Origin of the sequence: Rhodococcus sp. HNM0569 (assembly GCF_012726205.1) — a bacterium.
Taxonomy (GTDB): Bacteria; Actinomycetota; Actinomycetes; order Mycobacteriales; family Mycobacteriaceae; genus Rhodococcus_F.
In genome coordinates this window covers 87,578-104,046 of sequence record NZ_JAASAE010000009.1, presented here as the reverse complement: position 1 = coordinate 104,046, position 16,469 = coordinate 87,578, and the positions used below count along the sequence as shown (strand labels likewise).

The 16,469-nt window shown below is 70.4% G+C and carries 18 protein-coding genes; 9 read left to right on the top strand and 9 right to left on the bottom strand.

Annotated elements, in window-relative coordinates; genetic code table 11:
* Window positions 1–2 precede the first annotated feature (2 nt).
* Genes HCA44_RS14035 through HCA44_RS14025 form a run of 3 tightly spaced genes read left to right on the top strand, consistent with a single transcriptional unit; the run spans window position 3 to window position 2,571 of the window.
* The gene (locus HCA44_RS14035; protein ID WP_169649375.1) at window positions 3–1,154 is read left to right on the top strand and encodes an ATP-binding cassette domain-containing protein; all 1,152 of its coding nucleotides are present in this window, start codon (window positions 3–5) and stop codon (window positions 1,152–1,154) included.
* A gap of 5 nt (window positions 1,155–1,159) precedes the next feature.
* Window positions 1,160–1,834, top strand: coding sequence for an ABC transporter permease subunit (locus tag HCA44_RS14030; RefSeq protein WP_169649365.1), 675 nt, complete (start codon window positions 1,160–1,162; stop codon window positions 1,832–1,834).
* Window positions 1,831–2,571 (top strand): ABC transporter permease, encoded by a 741-nt coding sequence (locus HCA44_RS14025; protein WP_169649363.1) that lies wholly within the window; start codon window positions 1,831–1,833, stop codon window positions 2,569–2,571. Before HCA44_RS14030 ends, HCA44_RS14025 begins: the two co-directional genes overlap by 4 nt.
* A 79-nt stretch (window positions 2,572–2,650) precedes the next feature.
* On the opposite strand, the gene HCA44_RS14020 is transcribed toward HCA44_RS14025, so the two are convergent.
* The 4 genes from HCA44_RS14020 to HCA44_RS14005 all read right to left on the bottom strand — a co-directional run bounded on the left by HCA44_RS14020 (window position 2,651) and on the right by HCA44_RS14005 (window position 6,001).
* The gene (locus tag HCA44_RS14020; protein ID WP_169649477.1) at window positions 2,651–3,802 is read right to left on the bottom strand and encodes an NADP-dependent malic enzyme; all 1,152 of its coding nucleotides are present in this window, start codon (window positions 3,800–3,802) and stop codon (window positions 2,651–2,653) included.
* A 373-nt stretch (window positions 3,803–4,175) separates the two neighbouring features.
* A complete protein-coding gene (locus HCA44_RS14015; RefSeq protein WP_346764718.1) occupies window positions 4,176–4,517 on the bottom strand; it encodes a hypothetical protein in 342 nt (113 codons plus the stop codon).
* Between the two features lie 2 nt (window positions 4,518–4,519).
* On the bottom strand, window positions 4,520–5,140 hold the full coding sequence (locus HCA44_RS14010) for a MarC family protein (protein WP_169649361.1): 621 nt from the start codon (window positions 5,138–5,140) through the stop codon (window positions 4,520–4,522).
* Between the two features lie 9 nt (window positions 5,141–5,149).
* Entirely contained in the window at window positions 5,150–6,001 is an 852-nt protein-coding gene (locus tag HCA44_RS14005) for a PHP domain-containing protein (protein ID WP_169649359.1), read from the bottom strand.
* Between the two features lie 140 nt (window positions 6,002–6,141).
* On the opposite strand from HCA44_RS14005, the gene HCA44_RS14000 reads away from it, so the two are divergent.
* Window positions 6,142–7,185 carry a magnesium and cobalt transport protein CorA gene (locus tag HCA44_RS14000; protein ID WP_346764717.1) on the top strand — a complete coding sequence of 348 codons (1,044 nt, stop codon included), beginning with the start codon at window positions 6,142–6,144 and terminating at the stop codon, window positions 7,183–7,185.
* A gap of 6 nt (window positions 7,186–7,191) precedes the next feature.
* On the opposite strand, the gene HCA44_RS13995 is transcribed toward HCA44_RS14000, so the two are convergent.
* The 4 genes from HCA44_RS13995 to HCA44_RS13980 form a co-directional block, all read right to left on the bottom strand.
* Entirely contained in the window at window positions 7,192–7,779 is a 588-nt protein-coding gene (locus HCA44_RS13995) for a suppressor of fused domain protein (RefSeq protein ID WP_169649355.1), read from the bottom strand.
* 22 nt (window positions 7,780–7,801) lie between these two features.
* Window positions 7,802–8,875: a winged helix DNA-binding domain-containing protein gene (locus HCA44_RS13990; RefSeq protein ID WP_346764716.1), complete on the bottom strand. Its 1,074-nt coding sequence runs from the start codon at window positions 8,873–8,875 to the stop codon at window positions 7,802–7,804.
* 48 nt (window positions 8,876–8,923) lie between these two features.
* Window positions 8,924–9,412: a general stress protein gene (locus HCA44_RS13985; RefSeq protein WP_169649353.1), complete on the bottom strand. Its 489-nt coding sequence runs from the start codon at window positions 9,410–9,412 to the stop codon at window positions 8,924–8,926.
* A 94-nt stretch (window positions 9,413–9,506) separates the two neighbouring features.
* Window positions 9,507–10,484, bottom strand: a complete 978-nt coding sequence (locus HCA44_RS13980) for a CoA ester lyase (protein ID WP_169649351.1) — start codon at window positions 10,482–10,484, stop codon at window positions 9,507–9,509.
* A gap of 87 nt (window positions 10,485–10,571) precedes the next feature.
* Here HCA44_RS13980 and HCA44_RS13975 point away from each other — a divergent pair, with 87 nt between their 5' ends.
* From HCA44_RS13975 to HCA44_RS13955, 5 genes are all read left to right on the top strand, one after another.
* Window positions 10,572–11,846, top strand: coding sequence for a CBS domain-containing protein (locus HCA44_RS13975; RefSeq protein WP_169649349.1), 1,275 nt, complete (start codon window positions 10,572–10,574; stop codon window positions 11,844–11,846).
* On the top strand, window positions 11,839–12,396 hold the full coding sequence (locus HCA44_RS13970; RefSeq protein ID WP_346764715.1) for a DUF1003 domain-containing protein: 558 nt from the start codon (window positions 11,839–11,841) through the stop codon (window positions 12,394–12,396). Before HCA44_RS13975 ends, HCA44_RS13970 begins: the two co-directional genes overlap by 8 nt.
* A gap of 160 nt (window positions 12,397–12,556) precedes the next feature.
* Window positions 12,557–13,678 carry a lytic murein transglycosylase gene (locus HCA44_RS13965; protein ID WP_346764714.1) on the top strand — a complete coding sequence of 374 codons (1,122 nt, stop codon included), beginning with the start codon at window positions 12,557–12,559 and terminating at the stop codon, window positions 13,676–13,678.
* A gap of 226 nt (window positions 13,679–13,904) precedes the next feature.
* Window positions 13,905–14,798, top strand: a complete 894-nt coding sequence (locus HCA44_RS13960) for a lytic murein transglycosylase (protein ID WP_169649345.1) — start codon at window positions 13,905–13,907, stop codon at window positions 14,796–14,798.
* A 43-nt stretch (window positions 14,799–14,841) separates the two neighbouring features.
* Entirely contained in the window at window positions 14,842–15,978 is a 1,137-nt protein-coding gene (locus tag HCA44_RS13955) for a P-loop NTPase (protein WP_169649343.1), read from the top strand.
* Window positions 15,979–15,991: 13 nt separating this feature from the next.
* On the opposite strand, the gene tatB is transcribed toward HCA44_RS13955, so the two are convergent.
* A complete protein-coding gene (tatB, locus tag HCA44_RS13950; protein ID WP_169649341.1) occupies window positions 15,992–16,390 on the bottom strand; it encodes a Sec-independent protein translocase protein TatB in 399 nt (132 codons plus the stop codon).
* Window positions 16,391–16,469 lie beyond the last annotated feature (79 nt).

The following is a 16,469-nucleotide window of genomic DNA, read 5'->3' as shown; positions in this document are numbered from 1 at the left end:
ACGTGATCCGGTTCTCCGACGTCTCGAAGCGGTTCCCGAACGGCACCGTGGCAGTGCGCGATCTCGATCTCGAGATCGCGGCCGGTTCGTTCACGGTGTTCGTCGGGCCTTCGGGCGGCGGCAAGACCACCGCGATGCGGATGATCAACCGGATGGTGACGCCCACGTCCGGCACGGTCTTCGTCGACGACCGCGACGTGCGCGACGTCGATGCCGTGCGCCTGCGGCGCGGGATGGGCTATGTCATCCAGAGCGGCGGGCTGCTGCCGCATCGCACCGTCGTCGACAATGTCGCGACGGTCCCGGTCCTCGAAGGCACCTCGCGGCGCAGCGCGCGGCGCGCGGCACTCGACGTCCTCGCGCGCGTCGGACTCGATCCAGTGCTCGCCGGGCGCTATCCGGCGCAACTGTCGGGCGGTCAACAGCAACGCGTCGGCGTCGCACGCGCCCTCGCGGCCGATCCCCCGATCCTGCTGATGGACGAGCCGTTCAGCGCGGTCGACCCGGTCGTGCGCGACGAACTGCAACGGGAGATGCGCAGGTTGCAGAGCGAACTGCGCAAGACGATCGTCTTCGTCACCCACGACATCGACGAGGCTGTCACGCTCGGCGACCGCATCGCCGTGTTCGGCCCGGCCGGAACGCTCGAGCAGTACGACGACCCGCAGACCCTGCTTGCCTCCCCCGCAACGGATTTCGTTGCCGATTTCGTCGGCCGCGATCGCGGATATCGCGGCCTGTCGTTCCGCGACGCGTCCGCGGTGCCGCTGCACGACGTGCGCACGGCGCCCGCGTCGGACATCTCGTCGCTCGAGCTCGACGCGGGCGACTGGGTACTCGTCGTCGACGATCGACGACGCCCCCGCGGGTGGATCGACGCGACCGGCGTCGCCGCCACTCGTGCGGGAGCCACGGTCGAGGAGGCCACCGCGGCAGGCGGTTCGCTGTTCACTCCGTCGTCGCACGGGCGGCACGCGGATCTGCGGCAGGCACTCGACGCCGCGATCTCGTCGCCGTCCGGAGTGGGCGTGGCGGTCGACGAGGACGGCGCGGTCCTCGGCGGTGTCCGGGCGTCCGAGGTCGTCGCACAGCTCGCCGAGCAGCGCCGCGCCGAGGACCGCACACGCGCACTCGACGCACCGCGGAAGGGCTGACGCTCGTGCGCTGGCTGATCGACAACTTCGGCGTCGTCGCCGAACTCACGCGCACGCACCTGTACCTGTCGCTCGTGCCGCTGTTGCTCGGTCTCGTCGTCGCGGTACCGGTCGGGACGGCGGTGCGAGGGGTGTCGTGGCTGCGCAGACTCACCCTCACGATCGCGGGCATTGCGTTCACGATCCCCTCCCTCGCACTGTTCGTCACGATCCCCGTGGTGTTCGGGCTGACGATCCTCGACCCGCTCAATGTCGTGATCGCGATGACCGTCTACTCGGCGGCACTGCTCGTGCGCGCCGTGCCGGAAGCGCTCGACGCGGTGCCGCACGATGTACGCGACTCGGCGGAAGCGATGGGCTACTCGTGGCTGCGCCGCGTTTCGACGGTCGATCTTCCACTCGCCCTGCCCGTCCTGTCGGCGAGCGTGCGCGTCGTCGCGGTCACCAACATCTCGCTCGTGTCGGTCGGCTCGGTCATCGGGATCGGCGGGCTCGGCCGACTGTTCACCACCGGCTACCAACGCGACTATCCGGACCAGATCCTCGCGGGCATCATCGCGATCGTCGTGATCGCTCTGGTCGTCGACGTCGTGCTGTACCTGCTCACGCGGGCCGCGACGCCGTGGACGCGGCAGAGCGGCGTGCCGGGGCGGACCAGCCGTTCGGGAGGCCGGCCATGACGATCTTCTCCGGCGCGTGGGAGTTCCTCGCCGATCCGGCGAACTGGTCCGGCTCGGGCGGCATCTGGAGCAGGCTCGGCCAGCACCTGTGGTACAGCGTCCTCGCGGTCGCGGCGGCCGCCGTCGTGGCCGTGCCACTCGGCCTCGCGGTGGGGCATTTCCGTCGTGGTCAGGTGGTGCTCGTCGGCGTCGTCAACGCGCTGCGGTCGCTACCGACGCTCGGCCTGCTGACCTTCCTGGTGTTGCTGCTCGGCCTCGGAATCGTGCCGCCGATCCTCGCGCTCGTCGTTCTCGGGGTGCCGCCACTGCTCGCCGGCACGTATGCGGGAGTCCAGTCGGTCGACGACTCGGTGCTCGACGCGGCCCGAGCGATGGGCATGACCGAACGCGAGGTCCTCACCGGGGTCGAGATCCCGAACGCGATGCCGCTCGTCCTCGGAGGTCTGCGCAATGCGACATTGCAGGTGGTCGCGACGGCCACGGTCGCGGCGTACGTGAACCTCGGCGGCCTCGGCCGTTACATCTTCGACGGGCTCGCGCTCTACCAGTACGACCGGGTGCTCGTGGGAGCGATCCTCGTCGCGGCGCTCGCGCTCGTACTCGACGGCGTGCTCGCGCTGTGCGTGTGGGTCTCGGTGCCCGGGAGCGGCCGGCTGTCCCGCCTGTTCCGGCCGGGTGGCCGGTTCGGGGCAGGCCGGTTCGCGACGTCCCGGATCACCCCCTCTCACCGGACCTGAACTCGTCCCGGATACGCGACAGCGCCCCGCATGGCGGGGCGCTGTCGCGTCGTGTCGTGAAGAAGCGGGAAGTCTCCGATCAGTCGGTGACACCTTCCGCGCGGGCCGTCGCGGCGACCGCTTCCGCGACGGCGGGTGCGACGCGCGGGTCCAGCGGGCTCGGCACGATCATGTCGGCTGCGAGGTCGTCGCCGACAACCGACAGGATCGCCTCGGCGGCCGCGAGCTTCATGCCCTCGGTGATGCGGCGTGCACCCGCGTCGAGGGCACCCTTGAACACGCCCGGGAACGCGAGGACGTTGTTGATCTGGTTCGCGAAGTCGCTGCGACCCGTCGCGACGATTGCGGCGTGATTGCGCGCGACGTCCGGGTGGATCTCCGGGTCGGGATTCGACAGCGCGAACACGATCGAGTTGTCGGCCATCGAGGCGATGATCTCTTCCGGGATCGTGCCCGCCGAGACACCGATGAAGACATCGGCACCCGCGAGGGCCTCGATGACACCGCCCGAGCGGCCCGCCGGATTCGTGCGCGCGGCGAGATCGGCCTTGACGTCGTTGAGATCGCTGCGGTTCGCGGAGACGATGCCCTTCGAGTCGAGCACCGTGACGTCCTGGACGCCCGCGGCGAGGAGGATGTCGGCGCACGCGACGCCGGCGGCACCGGCACCCGAGATGACGGTGCGCAGGGTCGTGAGATCGCGGCCGAGCACCTTGGTCGCGCCCTTGAGCGCGGCGAGCACCACGATCGCCGTGCCGTGCTGGTCGTCGTGCATCACCGGGCAGTCGAGGGCCTCGACGACGCGGCGTTCGATCTCGAAGCAGCGCGGCGCCGAGATGTCCTCGAGGTTGACGGCACCGAAGCTGGGGCGCAACCGCACGAGCGTCTCGACGATCTCGTCGGGATCCTTCGTGTCGAGCACGAGCGGGATCGAGTCGAGGCCTGCGAACGTCTTGAACAGGGCGGACTTGCCCTCCATGACAGGCAGCGAGGCGCGCGGCCCGATGTCGCCGAGCCCGAGCACGGCGGAGCCGTCGCTCACGACGGCCACCAGACGCTCGGTCCACGTGTACCGGCGGGCGAGGGTCTCGTCGGCGTGGATCGCGCGGCTGACCTGCGCGACACCGGGGGTGTAGGCGATCGACAGATCGCGCTGCGTGACGAGCGGCGCGGTGGTCTCGACGGACAGCTTGCCCCCGACGTGACCGGCGAAGATTTCTTCGTCGGTGATGGGCCCGGTCGGGGCAGGGGCGGCGGGGCCCGTCGTGGTATCGGACGCGGTGTTCCGCGTTATGGCTTCAGACACAGGTGACACGATGACACTCCTGGAAAACCCCTCGTCACGCGGGGCATGGTTACTGAGAGGTAACCGTGCAGGTCACAAAACGGACTTGTGCACGGTTCCGCACGGAATCGGTGTCCGACCTCGGCTCGCGATCACGATGCGGCGGCAGCGAGGGGACAGATGGAGTGGGCGGGTGGGCCCGAAGCGAATCGCCATCCTCTCCCGGACGGGCGGTGGCACCGTCAGCGGGATCGTCCCAGTCTCGCACCTGCCCGACTCGGGCTGCAACCCGGGTCTACCGACGGGTAGCGCACCTGCGTCAGCCCCACCACTGGGTCCACACCAGTGTGCCGAGCGACACGAAGACCACGAGCGATCCGAGCAGCGCCTGCGCGCCGAACCGCCGGTCGGTCCACCACTGCGCCGCCACCGCCACGACGGCCGCGACGACATGCGCGGCGACGGTCGTCGAGCCCGGCCCCGGGAAGCCCTCGCGGGTGCCCACGAAAGCCGCGCCCACCGCGACGCACGCGAGCACGACCGTGCCCGCTGCGACCGCGCCGCTCAGCGCGCGCACCGAGCGGACCACCATCGGGTCCCGGGCCTCGTACCTGCCGTATCGCCCCGGGGTCTGCCGTTCCCCCGCCGTCTGCCGTTCCACAGTCACCTTCCGTCGACGAAACCGAGTACCGAGTCGGCGATCAGTTGCACCGCGATCGCCGCCAACAGTAGACCCGCGATGCGCGCGATCAGGGTGATCCCGTTCTCACCCAGGAACCGGATGAGGCTCGTCGCAAAGCGCAGCACGAGGAACAGGACGATGTGGATGCTCACGATCGCGGCCGCGATCGCCCAGTACGCGCCCGCGTCGCTGTCGGCCTGCGCGACCGCGACGATGACCGCCGCGATCGCACCCGGCCCGGCCATGAGCGGCGTGCCGAGCGGGACGAGCGCGACATTGACCTCTTCCGTGCCCTGCGGATCACCCGCGCCCGCACCGCGGCCGCGCAGCAGGTCGAGCGCGATCAGCAGCAACAGCAACCCGCCCGCACCCTGCAGTGCCGGGATCCCGATGTGCAGGTAGCCGAGGATCGCCTGACCACCGATAGCGAACAGCGTGATGACGAGCAGAGACACCGCGGGTGCCTGCCACGCCGCCCGCAACCGGGCGTCCTTGCCCTTGCGGCCGACGAGGCTCAGGAACACGGGAACCGCGCCCGTCGGGTCCATGATGACGAGCAACGTGACGAACAGGCTCAGGTAGACGGTCGTGTCGAATCCCATGCGCGCACCTCAGCGGACGACGGGAACGCCGGTCGCGGCGGCCTCGATCGCGGCGAACTGGTCCGGTGGCGTGGTGAAATCGCCGAGCCGGACCGACTTGTTGGTGCCGTGATAGTCCGACGAACCCGTCGTGACCAGATCCAGTTCACGCGCGAGCCGCACCAGCATGTCGACGTCCGCGGCCGTGTGATCGGGATGGAACACCTCGACACCGCCGAGCCCGCGTTCGGCGAGTTCACGGATCTCGGCGACCGCGAGCAACCGGCCTCGGGCACGGGCGCGTGGGTGCGCGACGACGGCCACGCCTCCCGACGCGACCACGAGATCGACCGCTCGGCTGAGCCGGGTGTCGTGCTTGTCGACGAAGTACGGGCTCGTCCGCGACAGCGGACCCGCGAACGCGGCGTCGATCGACGGCACGATGCCCGCATCGATCAGCGCCCGCGCGAGATGGGGCCGACCGACCGACGGTCCGGCCTCGTCGACGATGCGTTCGCCGTCGACGGGCAGGCCCGCAGCGCTCATGCGGGCCGCCATCTCGAGGATGCGCCACACGCGTTCCTCGCGGAGCCGCTCTCGTTCGGCCGCGAACGCGTCATGCGAGGGGTCGAACAAGTACGCGAGCAGATGGACCGCGACGGGGAAGCCGTCGTCGCCACGGCCGGTGCACGACATCTCCATGCCGCGGACGAGCGCGACCCCCGACGGCCGGGCGGCGACGGCCTCGGACCACCCTGCGGTCGTGTCGTGATCGGTCACCGCGACGACATCGAGTTCCGCAGCGCCCGCCGCGGCGACCAACTCGGCGGGCGAGTCGGTGCCGTCGGAGGCCGTCGAGTGGGTGTGGAGGTCGATGCGCATGCAGCCAGTCTCGCAGGCGCGAGTTCGCCCCGTGCGACGCACGCGCCGGACCACCGCTCACGTCCACACGCATGCCCGGTCGCGACCGTACGATCGCGGCAGGATCCGGTCACGACGTGTGGCCGGCGGAAAGGAGCGTCGTGTCGATCGCGCGGCTGAGCGACCCCGACACCCCGGAGGTCGTCGACTGCGCCGTGTACGTCGACGGCGAACGCATCACAGGCGACTTCGATTTCGCGACCGGTCTCGCCGAGGTGCGGCGGCGCGGCAAGGGGTTCGTGTGGGTCGGCCTGTGCGGGCCGTCGTCGGACGTGCTCACGCGGATCGGCGATGCCGCCGGGCTGCACGCACTCACGCTCGAGGACATGCTCTCGCCGCACCAACGCCCCAAACTCGAACGCTACGACGGCTACTGGTTCGCCGTGATGCGCACGCTCGGCTACATCCCGCACGTCGACGTCACGACGGCGAGCGACATCGTCGAGACCGGCGAGATCTCGATCGCCCTCGGCACCGACTTCGTGGTCACCGTGCGGTTCGGACGGCACAGCAAGCTCACCGAGGTGCGACGCGGGCTCGAGGCGGCGCCGAAGACCCTCGCGATCGGGCCGCTCGCGGTGCTGCACGCGGTGGCCGATCACGTCGTCGACACCTACCTCGACGTCAGCCAGCGGGTCGGCGAGGACGTCGACACTCTCGAAGAGGCCGTCTTCGAGCCGAGCAGCAAGGTGACGGTCGAGCACATCTACATGCTCAAACGCGAGGTCGTCGAGATGCGGCGCGCCGTCAATCCGCTGCAGGATCCGCTGATCCGGCTCACGCGTGACCAGAACGATCCACTGCTCGGGCCGGATGGCGCGAAGACGATCCGGCACTACTTCCGCGACGTGCTCGACCACCAGGTCACCGTCGGCGAACGCATCTCCGAGTTCGACGACATCCTCAGCTCGCTCGTCGACGCCGTCGCCGCGCAGATCCAGGTGCAGCAGAACACCGACATGCGCAAGATCTCGGCGTGGGCGGCGATCGCAGCCGCCCCCACCCTCATCGCGGGCGTCTACGGCATGAACTTCCGGCACATGCCCGAACTCGACTGGCACTACGGCTACTACGGCGTGCTGGGCGTCATCGCAGCCGTCGCGATCGGCCTGTTCGTCACCTTCCGCCACAACAAGTGGCTGTGAGGCCGATCAGAGCGACGCGGCGCCGCGACGGGGGTCGGTGACGTCGATGTCGGCTTCCACCCACGCCTCGCGCAGCGCCGCCGCACCGCGCAGGCGCACCCACGCCGCCTCGGTGCCGGTGATCGGCACCGCCGACAGGAAGCGCACGGGATCCATCGGCTCGTCGAGCTCGAGGTCGTCGAGGTCGCTCTCGCCGAGCAGGACGGCGGTGAAGGGTGCACCCACCCACAGCGGCTGCCCGAGATCGATCAGCGCGTCGGGGACGAGCACGACACCCTCGACCGACGGCGACGCCGCCAGGATCGCCAGGGTGGTCTCGATCTTCGACTGCCGGCCGAAGCCGCCGAGCACGCTCATCACGACCTCGGCGCGCGGGCCGCGCATCGGGTCGGCCACCGACTCGTTGGGGTCGCCCATCGGATGCCGCGAGCAGCCGAGCGTTGCGTAACGCACCATGCCGTGGTCGTCGGGCCCGAAGCGCAGGATGTCGAGTGCCTCGACTCCGAGGAAGGTGACCGAGGCCGCGCTCGGTTCGCCGTCGCCGATCTGCTCGATCAGATGGGCACGAACCGCGGACACAACGCTGTCGGACACACCGTCATCCAATCATCCGCCGTCACGACGACGGCTCACCGGTCCTGACCTCGACCGACTGGGCGTCCGGGAACCGGAAGCGCAGCAACCGCCTACCCTCCGCCTCGACGCGATCACGGACCCGTACCGGCAGCCGGACGAAGGGCCGCACGTCGAGCGTCGCCGCCTGCCCGTCCTCCTCCGCGTGCGCGACTGCGGCGACCGTGCCGTCGACGAGCACCGTGAGCGGCGCGAGCCCGTTCGGCGTCGCCATCGCCTTGCGGTACTCGTCCGCGACGACGCGTGTGCGGTCGCGGTGCGCGAACAGCACGTTGTCGTAGGGGGCCAGGATGCGGACCGGCGCGGGTGTGCCGGGATCCGGCCGCGGTGCGTCCGGCAGGTCGAAGACCTCGGCACCCGTCTCGGTGCGAAATACCTGTAACCGTGGACGCAGCCGCTCGAACACCTCACGCAGTCCGGTGAGCCCGCACCACGCCTGCGCGTCGGCGGGTGTCGCGGGGCCGTACGCCGCGAGATAACGCCACACGATCGCGTCGGGCGACGGCGCGTCGTCGAGCGGACGCCCCGTCCAGTCGTCGAAGACCGCCAGGCGCGGCTGACCCGATCGCCGCCACAGCCCGCGCGGCGGGACCTGCACGAGCGGCAGCAGCCCCCGCGCCGCGTGTGCGAGCGCCGCGGGCGGGCGGTCCGGAAATCGTTCGGCGAGCAGCGGCCGCAGCTCGGCCTGCGAGAGCGGGCGCTCGGCGAGCAAGGCACGCACCGCAGCGACGAGTGCCGCGCGGTCGAGATCCACGAGGCCCTCGCGGTGTTGCGGGTTCGTCTCGAGATCGCGGGAGAGCAGCGGTTGCACGAACGGGCGCAGAAGCGCGGCGTCGGCCGCGGTCATCGCGAAGACGGTGCCGCGCATCGCGGCCATGCGCACCACCGCGCGCGACTCGACGAGCTGCGACAGCTCGTCGGCGTGGAACCGGGCGAGGCGCGACCACAGCGCGATGTACGGCGGCAGCGGCGCCTGGGCCTGCAGGCCGAGGACGTGGCCGATCGCGTCGAATGCCGGCATCGACGCCCGTTCGAGCAGCATCTGCCGGGCGAGCACCCGCCCGGCCGAGCGCTCGCGCCGACAGTACGCGCGGCGCCACGGCCGTCAGAGCGCGAGCTTGGCGAGCAGGTCGCGTGCGGCCTCGGCGGTCCTGGGCGCACACAGCACGTCGTAACGGCCCGCCACGAGCTGCATCGAGGACGCGAAATCGCGTGTCCCGCGCGTCGCCGCGTACGGGATCGTGGTGGAGATGACGCCGAAGATGATGCCGCCGACGATGCCGACGATCAGCGGTGCGAGGAAGCCGCCGGTGACTATGCCGAGCAGCAGACCGAAGAACACGCCGAGCCACGCACCCGAAACGACACCGCCGCCAATCACTTTCGCCCAGGTGAGTCTGCCGAGAACGCGCTCGACCTGCATCAGGTTGACGCCCACGATCGTGACGTCCTCGACCGAGAAGTTCTGGTCCGACAGGTAATCCACCGCCCGCTGCGCCTCGGCGTAGGTCGGGTACGACCCGATCGGCCAGCCCGTGGGAGGCTCGGGCAGCGCGCCCCGGCGGGGTGTGTTCGCTCCGAGTGGATTCGTCATCGCCTTCTCACTCTCGTCGGTTCGGGCGGCCGCGTCGCCACGCACCCACCAGGGTCCGCCGCACACCGCGTGCGTCTATTGTGCCCGTTTTCGCTCAGGAATCGGTGGGCGGCACGAAACGTTCGGTGCGCGACATGCCCGCGGCGCGACCCTTCCCTGCGACGACCAGCGCCATCTTGCGGCTCGCTTCGTCGATCATCTCGTCGCCGAGCATGACTGCGCCACGGCTTCCGCCTGCCGCCGACGTATGGAACTCGTACGCGTCGAGAATCAGCTCTGCACGGTCGTAGTCGGCCTGCCGCGGGCTGAACACCTCGTTGGCGACGTCGATCTGCGTCGGATGCAGCACCCACTTGCCGTCGAAACCGAGTGCGGCCGTGCGCTGTGCCGAGCGGCGGAATGCGTCGAGGTCGCGGATCTGCAGGTACGGCCCGTCGATGGCCTGCAGACCGTGCGTGCGCGCCGCGATCAGGATCGTCATGAGGATGTGGTGGTACGCGTCGCCGCGGTCGTAGCCCTCGGGCTGCTCCCCCACGACGAGCGTGCGCATCGCGATGCTCGCCATGAAGTCCGCGGGACCGAACACTAGCGTGCGCACCCGCGGGCTCGCCGTCGCGATCGCATCGATGTTCGTGAGCCCCACGGCGTTCTCGATCTGCGGCTCGATGCCGATGCGGCCCGGTTCGAGCCCGTGTTCCTTCTCCACCTGCGTGAGAAGCAGATCGAGCGCCTGCACGTGCGACGCGTCGGGCACCTTCGGCAACAGGATGTCGTCGAGGTGCGCCCCCGCGCGCCCGACGACCTCGGACACGTCCCGGTAGGTCCACGGAGTCGTCCAGTCGTTGACCCGCACGACCTTGTGCTGACCGTTCCAGCCGTCCTCGGTGAGCGCCGCGGCGACCTGCGCCCGCGCGTCCGCCTTCGCCAGCGGTGCGACGGCGTCCTCGAGGTCGAGGAAGATCTCGTCGGCGGGCAGCGCCTTCGCCTTGTCGATCATCTTGCGGCTGCTGCCAGGAACCGCGAGGACGGACCTGCGTGGCGTGGGTGCGTCGATCGGGGATGCGCCGTTCATGTTCTCTCCCAAGTTCGTCGGTGTCCGAACCCAGGATGTCACCGTGCCGTCCCGTGCCGGGCACCCGGACGCTCTAGCCTGGCAGGCATGGCAGCAGCGAGCAAGGTCTACGCAGCCAGGCTCGCGGGCCTGGTCGTGCTCGGGCCGGACGGCGAATCGATCGGCCGGGTCCGAGACGTCGTGATCACCGCCCGGGTGGGCAGGCAGCAACCGCGCGTGCTGGGCCTGGTCGTCGAGATGTTCACGCGCAAACGGATCTTCGTCCCGATCCTGCGTGTGACGGCGATCGAGCCCGCGTCGGTCACCCTCAGTACGGGCAATGTGAGTCTGCGCCGGTTCCGGCAGCGGCCCGGCGAGGTCCTCGCGCTCGCCCAGGTGCTCGATTCGCGCGTGCGCGTGGACGATCCCGAGCACGAGGACCTGCACGGACTCGACACCGTAGTCGTCGACCTGGGCCTCGAACAGACCCGCACACGCGACTGGGTCGTCTCGAAGGTCGCCGTCCGCGGCCATCGCGGCCGGCTCGGTCGGCGCGGCACCGTGCACATCGTCGACTGGCAGCATGTCCTCGGACTGACGCAGAGCGCGCTGTCGATGCCCGACCAGGGCGTGTCGGCGCTCCTGAGCCAGTACGAAGGCATGCGCGCGGCGGACGTCGCGAACGCGATGCGCGAGCTGCCCGAGAAGCGGCGCCGCGAGCTGGTCGGTGCACTCGACGACGAGCGCCTGGCCGACGTCGTGCAGGAACTGCCCGCCGACGATCAGACCGACGTGCTGTTGCACCTCGAGGTCGAACGCGCCGCCGACGTGCTCGAGGCGATGGATCCGGACGACGCGGCGGACGTGCTTGGCGTGCTGCCCGAGACCGACGCCGAATCGCTGCTGCAGCTGATGGACCCGCAGGACTCCGAACCGGTGCGCCGTCTGCTCGAGCACCTGCCGGACACCGCGGGCGGCCTGATGACGCCTCAGCCGGTCATCCTCACGGCCGCCACGACGGTCGCCGAGGCGCTCGCGCGAGTCCGCGATCCGGACCTCACCCCGGCGCTCGCGAGCATGGTGTTCGTGGTGCGCCCGCCCACCGCGACGCCCACCGGGCGCTATCTCGGCTGCGTGCACCTGCAGGTGCTGCTGCGTGAGCCGCCCGCGACGCTGGTCGGCGGCATCCTCGACAGCGACCTGCCGCGGCTCTCGCCGGAGGATCCGCTCGCCGCCGTCACGCGGTACTTCGCGACGTACAACCTGGTGTGCGGCCCCGTCGTGGACGACGAGAACCACCTGCTGGGGGCGGTGTCCGTCGACGACGTCCTCGATCACCTGCTGCCGGAGGACTGGCGCGAGGAGGAGACCGATGGTGAGTGAGAAGTCCACGAACCTGGGCGCACGCAATGTGCAGGGGCGCCAGCGGCTCGAGACTCCGCGCAGCGCGCGTCGCTTCCGGTTCAGCTACGACGTCGAGGCCGTGGGGCGCGTCAGCGAGTCGATCGCCCGTTTCCTCGGCACGGGGCGTTATCTCGCGATCCAGACGGTCATCGTGATCGTGTGGATCGCGCTCAACCTGTTCGCGGTCGGCCTGCAGTGGGACCCCTACCCGTTCATCCTGCTCAATCTCGCGTTCTCGACGCAGGCCGCGTACGCGGCGCCGCTCATCCTGCTCGCGCAGAACAGGCAGGAGAATCGCGACCGTGTGTCGCTCGAGGAGGACCGCTCGCGTGCCTTGCAGACCAAGGCGGACACCGAGTTCCTCGCCCGGGAGCTGGCGGCCTTGCGCATTGCGGTCGGCGAGGTCGCGACCCGCGACTACCTGCGGCGCGAGCTCGACGACGTCAAGGCGATGCTCGCCGAACTCCAGCGCGACGAGCCGCCGGACGACGCGGCCGACCACGCCCCCGCGACCGACACGTCTTCGTGACCGCACCGGCGACCCGGGACGCGCGTCGTTGTGATTGTTACTCACATCCGGTCACCGAAATGTAACGTGAGTCACGTCGTGTACAGATGTAGACGGTGACCCACCCGTTCCGTGTCGGAGATGCGGCCCGGGGCAGGGCTCACTTCAGGGGGTGTGAACGGTGCGTTTGCGAGCCGTGCTGACGTCGGCCGTCCTCGTGGCGGGCGGTCTCGCGACCGCGGTCTCGTCCACGGTCGCGGCGGGCGCACCCGCCCCGCGGCCCACGGGATCCGTCGCTCTCGACGCCGCGGCGAGCGCAGCCGAACCGGTGCTGCCGCCCGCGGTGCTCGTCGAACCCGAACCGCGCGTGCCACGGTCGCAGCGCTCGGCGCCCCCGGTGCTTCCCCCGGTCGTGCCGCAGGCGCCGCCCGCGGGCGCCTCGGCGGCGCTGACCGACACCACCGGCCTGGGTGAGGGACTCGTGTCGGCGCCGCTCGTGCTCGGCGCGCTCGGCATCCCGGAGATCGTGCTCAACGCGTATCGCGCCGCCGAGCTCCAGCTCATGGTGGATCAGCCCGGCTGCGGCGTCACGTGGAACGTTCTCGCGGGCATCGGCCGCATCGAGTCGGGTCACGCGAGCGGCGGGCGCACCGATTCGATCGGCACCACGGTCACTCCCATCCTCGGGCCGGTGCTCGACGGGCGACTCGCCGGCAACGAGATCATCACCGACACCGACGGCGGCCGCATCGACGGCGACCCGCGGCACGACCGCGCGGTGGGCCCGATGCAGTTCATCCCGTCCACGTGGGCCAACTGGGCGTCGGACGGCAATGCCGACGGCGTCGCCGACGCCAACAACATCTTCGACGCATCGCTCGCCGCGGCCCGTTACCTGTGCGCGGGCGACCTGGACCTCCGCAAGCCCGACCAGCTGCAGCGGGCCGTCCTGCGCTACAACAACTCCGGCGCGTACGCGGCGAACGTCATCAGCTGGTCCGACGCGTACGCGCGCGGGACGGTGCCCGACAGCCCGCCCGCACCCTCGTCGCCGTCGCCCGCCGAACTCGCGACCGACAAGGACGGCATGGGCGCCGCGCCGACACCGGATAACCCTGCGCCGGGCGCGGATCCGCAGCCCGTGCCACCAGGTCAGGACCTCGTGCCCGAGCCGCTCGCACCGCTGCTGCCCGAGCTTCCGCAGCTCCCGCCGCTGCCGTGCCTGCTGTTCTGCGCGCCCAATCCCGCGGCGGACGCCGTACCGGCAGAGTCCGGAGCCGGTGCGGCCGTGCCCAATCCCTGAGACGCCCACGTCCTTCTCCCCTCCGGCCGTGACGGCCCCTGCCGCGCTCTCACATGGAACGACCTGCGGATTACCGCTTTTCACAGGACTCGATGCGGTAACAGCGCAGACCCGTTGCGGGCCAATCCGATCACGGATGGGTAACGGCCGAGTCTCGAATCGTGTAGCCTCATGCCGGCACGTAACGGAGACGCCCCGAATCGTCGGGGATGCAGGAGGCGTATCAGTGGGTCGGCACAGCAGGAAGTCGGAGTCGCAGCTCCGCCGCAACTCGGTCATCGCACTCGCCGGCCTGGTTCCCGTCGGAGCCGTCGCCGCCGCCAACACGGCAGGCGCCGACACCCACCTCCCCTTCTTCTCGGTTCCCGACCACGCCGCCGCAGCAGCGGGTGTCGGCGGCACGCCCGGCACCCTCGACCTCGCCGCCGACACCGGCAAGAGCGACGCCGAGATCAAGCCCGCCGTCACGCAGATCGACATCGAACCTGCCGCACCCGCACCGCCACCCCCGCCGCCGCTCGCACCGGTACAGCAGACCCCGCCGCTGCCGACGAGCCTCGCGGCAGGCGCCCTCGGCATCCCCACGGTCAACGTCAGCGCGTACCAGAACGCCGAGCGCATCCTGGCCACCACCAACCCGGGCTGCAACATGTACTGGACACTCATCGCGGGCATCGGCCGCGTCGAGTCGACCCATGCGTACGACGGCAAGACCGACGACACCGGCACGATGCTCGAACCGGTGCTGGGCCCGGTACTCGACGGCAGCCTCGCGGGCAATGCCGTCATCCACGACACCGACGGAGGCGCCCTCGACGGCGATGCCGTCTACGATCGCGCCGTCGGCCCCACCCAGTTCCTGCCCGAGACGTGGAACCGGTACGCGATGGACGGCAACGGCGACGGCTTCGCCGACCCGCAGAATGTGTTCGACTCCGCCGTCACCACCGGCAACTACCTGTGCGACGGCGGCCTCGACATGCGCGACCCCGCCCAGGCTGCGAAGGCTGTACACCGCTACAACAATTCCGCCGCGTACGTCGCGAACGTCCTCGCGTGGTCCACCGGCTACGCCACCGGCATCGTGCCGTCCGAGTCGGACCTGCCCGCGATCCACTGACCCGCGCGCCCCCGCGCGCGCCGGGATACCTACCATTGACCGCATGGCAGCAGTAAGCGAATCCGACGTCCGCGGCGCACTCGGGCGCGTCCAGGACCCCGAGATCCGCAAACCCATCACCGAGCTGGGGATGGTCAAGAGCGTGGCGATCGCCGACGACGCGAGCGTCGACATCGGCATCTATCTCACCACCGCCGGCTGCCCCATGCGCACCGAGATCACCGATCGCGTCACGAAGGCAGTCTCCGACGTCGCGGGCGTCGGTGCCGTGCGTGTCGAGCTCGACGTCATGAACGACGAACAGCGCACCGAGCTGCGCAAGTCGCTGCGCGGCGATTCGGCCGAGCCGGTCATCCCGTTCGCTCAGCCCGGCTCGCTCACCCGTGTGTACGCGGTCGCGTCGGGCAAGGGCGGCGTCGGCAAGTCGTCGGTCACCGTCAACCTGGCGGCGTCGCTCGCCGCGCGTGGGCTGTCGGTCGGCGTTCTCGACGCCGACATCTACGGACACTCGGTGCCGCGCATGCTCGGCACCGACGCCAAGCCGACGCAGGTCGAGAAGATGATCATGCCGCCCGTCGCGCACGACGTGAAGATGATCTCGATCGCGCAGTTCACGCAGGGCAACACACCTGTCGTGTGGCGCGGCCCGATGCTGCACCGCGCACTGCAGCAGTTCCTCGCGGACGTCTTCTGGGGCGATCTGGACGTGCTGCTGCTCGATCTCCCGCCCGGCACGGGTGACGTCGCGATCTCGGTCGCGCAGCTCATCCCCGGCGCCGAGATCCTCGTCGTCACCACTCCGCAGCAGGCGGCGGCCGAGGTCGCCGAGCGCGCGGGTGCGATCGCGCTGCAGACGCGCCAGCGCATCGTGGGCGTCGTCGAGAACATGTCGTGGATGGAAATGCCCGACGGCTCACGCATGGACGTGTTCGGCTCGGGCGGCGGCCAGGCCGTCGCCGACCGGCTCACGCAGGCCGTGGGCGCCGAGGTGCCGCTGCTGGGTCAGATCCCGCTCGAGCAGTCGGTGCGCGAAGGCGGCGACGAGGGTGTGCCGATCGTGCTCGGCAAGCCCGACTCCCCCGCCGCACAGGCGTTGCAGGCCGTCGCGGACAAGCTCGCCGTGCGCAAGCGCGGCCTCGCGGGCATGTCCCTCGGTATCGACACCACGCGTCACCTCTGACGCGGCGGCCTGATCAGGTCGCGTCGGGGTCGATCGGGGGCCGCTGGTCCGCGGCAGGCGGAGGCGTAGCGGACTGCGGGGTGGCGGAACGCGGCTGCTGGGGGCCCGCGGCCGGCTTGTCGAAGTTTCCGGTGAACAGCGAGTCGTCCCCGTCGAGCAGATGCTTCGTGATGACCGATCGGGGCGTCATGCCGCGCAGCTGGTTGAGATCCGACAACGGCTGACGTAGATCGTCGAACTCGGGGCCGAACTCGTCCTTGAGTTGCTGCGATGCGCCGGACGCGTACTCGCGCACCTGGCGCAACGACTTCGCGACCCACGACACGGCACCGGGCAGCCGCTCCGGTCCGAGAATGACCAGTGCCGCGATGAGGAGCACGAGGAACTCGCCCCAGCCGATGTTGCCGAACACGCGGCAAGCCTAGCGCTCCGCTCGATCCGACGGCCACGTGAGCCGTCGAATTCACAGCGGGTACCCAGGCGCCGGCGCC